The organism is Kitasatospora sp. NPDC029312 (assembly GCF_055569215.1).
Genome location: NZ_JBVHXY010000092.1, coordinates 1 through 2,976, shown reverse-complemented (window position 1 = coordinate 2,976; position 2,976 = coordinate 1). Strand labels below are relative to the sequence as shown.

Genomic DNA, 2,976 nt, shown 5'->3' with positions numbered 1-2,976 from the left:
TACGAACGCAAGGGCGAGCACTTCGCAGCCTTCGCCAGCATCGCCGTGGCCGTCATCTGCTACCGCAGACTCTCCAAATGAGATGACTCCTAAGCTCGGCCCTGTTCTCGCGGTTGTCCGGCCCCGCCGTTCTCCATGGAGGCTGGGAAGGCCTTCTCGAGTGCCTCCCAGCTCATGTCCTCGGCCCGCTCGCGCTCCACCGCCGGCAGGCCGCCACGGAGCCCGAACAGGCGCTTGGCATGGATGAGATAGACGACGACGGCGACGTTGACGATGAGGGCCGCGACCTTGAAGAAGGTGACCCGGCCGGACAGTTCCCACACCTCGGGGACCAGCAGGACCGTGGTGGCGACGAACGTCAGGTACTCCGCCCACCGGCGCGCCAGCCACAGGCCGACCGCCTCCACCCCCTCCAGCAGTGCGTAGGCACCCAGGGCGGCGCCCAGCAGCCACAGCTTGGAGGACGACGCCTCGAACGCCCTCTCGAGTTCGCCTGCCACCCCGGTCCCGGGGCGCGCACCGAGCCCGCCGGCACCGTTCTGGAGCGCGTCGACGACCCGGTAGAACGGCCCGGACAGGCGGCTGCGGTCGGCGGTGAACAGCAGTACCACGACGGCAGCCGCGCTCAGGAGCAGGAAGTGCAGCAACCGGTCCAGCGCGATCAGCTTCAGTACGTACCGGTCACGCAGGGCCCGCCCGCGTTCGGGGACGACGAGGTGCGCGCCGTTCGCCACCTCGCGCGGGCGCTTCCCCTCTTCGCCCGCGACTTCGCTGGCAGCCGTGACGGAAGACCGGACGGAGGCCGGGCCGACAGCCGTGCCGGAATCCGCGCGGAAAGGGAGCCAGGCGTCGCAGCGCAGGCAGCGGCGCCAACACAGGCCGTCAGGCGTCCGGCGCACGAGCTGGGGGAGGTCGGCCCCGGTGCCGTGGAGGAAGTGCCCGCGCCACGCGCAGGTCAGCAGTTCCAGGTTCATCCTGCGCCGCGCCATGATCCGCGCTCCTCTCGTGCCCGTTACCGGGCGCCTACCCGGCCCCTCGTCCCTCGTGCGTCCGCGGAGGCGACAACTCCCACCTTCCCGGACGGACCGTCCTTCCGTCGGCCGGCAGGGCAGCGGAGGGGCGTGCGGTCACCGGACCGGCCGATGGGGGGTTTGCATCGCTGCGGACGGGCCGCGCTGGACGAGGTCTTCGATGCGGGCGGCGCCTGGCGGCTGGAGGGCACGGCCGGACTGGATGAGGCCGAACGCGTCCTGCGGCTGCCCCGCGCCGAGATGGGCTCAACAGCCGGGCGCCGGCACCTTGGGCGCCCCGCACGCGGTGGCTGTCAACGGGACTGTGGTGGCGTTCGTGCGTGGCGGCACCGCCCCGGGCGCCCCGGGCGGTGTGGGCACCGTGACCGACTGGGCGACCGGGGTCGAGTTCCTGCTGCCGGGCGGCAGTGGGGACGACCGGATCGTGGACCGGGTCCGCGAGGCCCGCGCCGAGGATCCGGCGCGGGCCTGTGTGGTGGTCACCGCTGACCGTGAACTGCGCACCTGGGTGGGCGCGTTGGGTGCGGCCATCCCTGTCCCCGGGAGCGTCCGGGCCCGGGGCCCGGGATCCGGGTCAGTGGGCCGGCCGGATCTGGAGGGCGTTGATGCCCCAGTGGATCGACGGGTCCGAGGTGTGCACGGTGAACTGGAAGTCCCGGCCGGGACGGGCGGGGATGTCCACCGAGCCGACGCCGACGGAGTCCACTGGGCACTGCACCGTGAAGTCGGCCGGTGCCAGACCGCTGACGTGCACCTGCACCGAACCGCCGCCCTGACAGCCGACGGTGACGGCGATCGGCAGCGTCTCGATCACCGAGGCCGTCACCGCGCTGCCGTTCCCGATCCAGTCGGGGATCGAGAACATGGTGTCCTCGTCCGGGGCCGGCGGCAGGATCCGGCCCGTCCCCGGCTGACCGAAGGGCTCGTCCGAGGCCGGTGCCAAGTCGGCGGGCTGCGCTGATGCCGTCCCGGCGAACGCCAGCGTCACCCCCAGCACCCCGGCCGCTGCGGTGAGCGTGCGTGCCTTCGTCCGCTTCATCGTGGTCCCCCCTGCTGTATTCACGTTCGTACGGGTGTTTGGCACACGAAGTTGATCCTAGAGCGCGGCACCGTCCGGCGGCACGACAACGACGGGGATGACTGGCGTGAGTACGACGACGCCGTACCGGTCGTCGCGACCACGCTGGAGCTGCTGGCCGAGCACGGCCCGCTCGGGCCGGTGTGGTGGCGCTTCGGCCGCGCCGGCCTCTACAACCTGACCGACGACGACCGCCAGGCAGTCTGCGACCTCACCCACCACCTCGATGCCGCCACGCTGCGCCAGGTCGTGAGCTGGCTGGAGCACCTGCACCGGGGCCCTCGCGCTGTGCGGCACCGAGCCCGCCGGGCCCGGCTCGGCCCGTTCATCCCGGGCCCGGCTGAGTCCGGGCCGCAACCTCAGTGCCCGTCTGCCCGTCCAGGCCGTCGCCGCTGTCCTCGTGCCCCCGGCGGCGTCCGGTCGTTGAACCGGGTGAGAGCTTCCCCCAGAGGCGCGCGGCGGAATGTCCTGCTCGCACTGTTGCCCGGCTCGTACACCCCCACGGCTCCGGGCAGCCCAGGCACCGCCGCTCCCCGGCCGACCCGCCCCGAGGCCGTGCCCGCCTCACCGAGACCGGCGGGCACGGCCCCGGCCCTGGTCACAACACCGCTGCGCCCCCCCGCCGTAGGAAGGCTGGTTCTCGCGGGTCCTGTGTCGTGGCCCGCATGGCCGTGGTGTGCGGGGGCAAGCTGTCGCCCATGACGAAACGGTGTCCCCGTCGCAGCCGGAGGCTGTCACGCGCCAAGGCCCTTGGTGTGCCGCTGGCCGCCGCGGGGCTGGTGCTGTTGATGGCCGGGGCGGCGGTGGTGCGGGTACGGCGCCGGGAGTACGGGCTGGTCGTGGTCGACGTGGTCTACGTCCTGCTGG

At 72.8% G+C, this 2,976-nt stretch carries 3 protein-coding genes; all 3 read right to left on the bottom strand.

The annotated features are described in order from the left end of the window. Positions 1-89: 89 nt before the first annotated feature. Positions 90-974: a DUF2127 domain-containing protein gene (locus ACZ4WV_RS35400; RefSeq protein WP_465753209.1), complete on the bottom strand. Its 885-nt coding sequence runs from the start codon at positions 972-974 to the stop codon at positions 90-92. A gap of 631 nt (positions 975-1,605) precedes the next feature. Then, complete coding sequence (locus tag ACZ4WV_RS35395) at positions 1,606-2,070, bottom strand: hypothetical protein (RefSeq protein ID WP_465753207.1); 465 nt, start codon at positions 2,068-2,070, stop codon at positions 1,606-1,608. A 57-nt stretch (positions 2,071-2,127) separates the two neighbouring features. Next, entirely contained in the window at positions 2,128-2,382 is a 255-nt protein-coding gene (locus ACZ4WV_RS35390) for a hypothetical protein (protein WP_465753205.1), read from the bottom strand. Between the last annotated feature and the right edge of the window lie 594 nt (positions 2,383-2,976).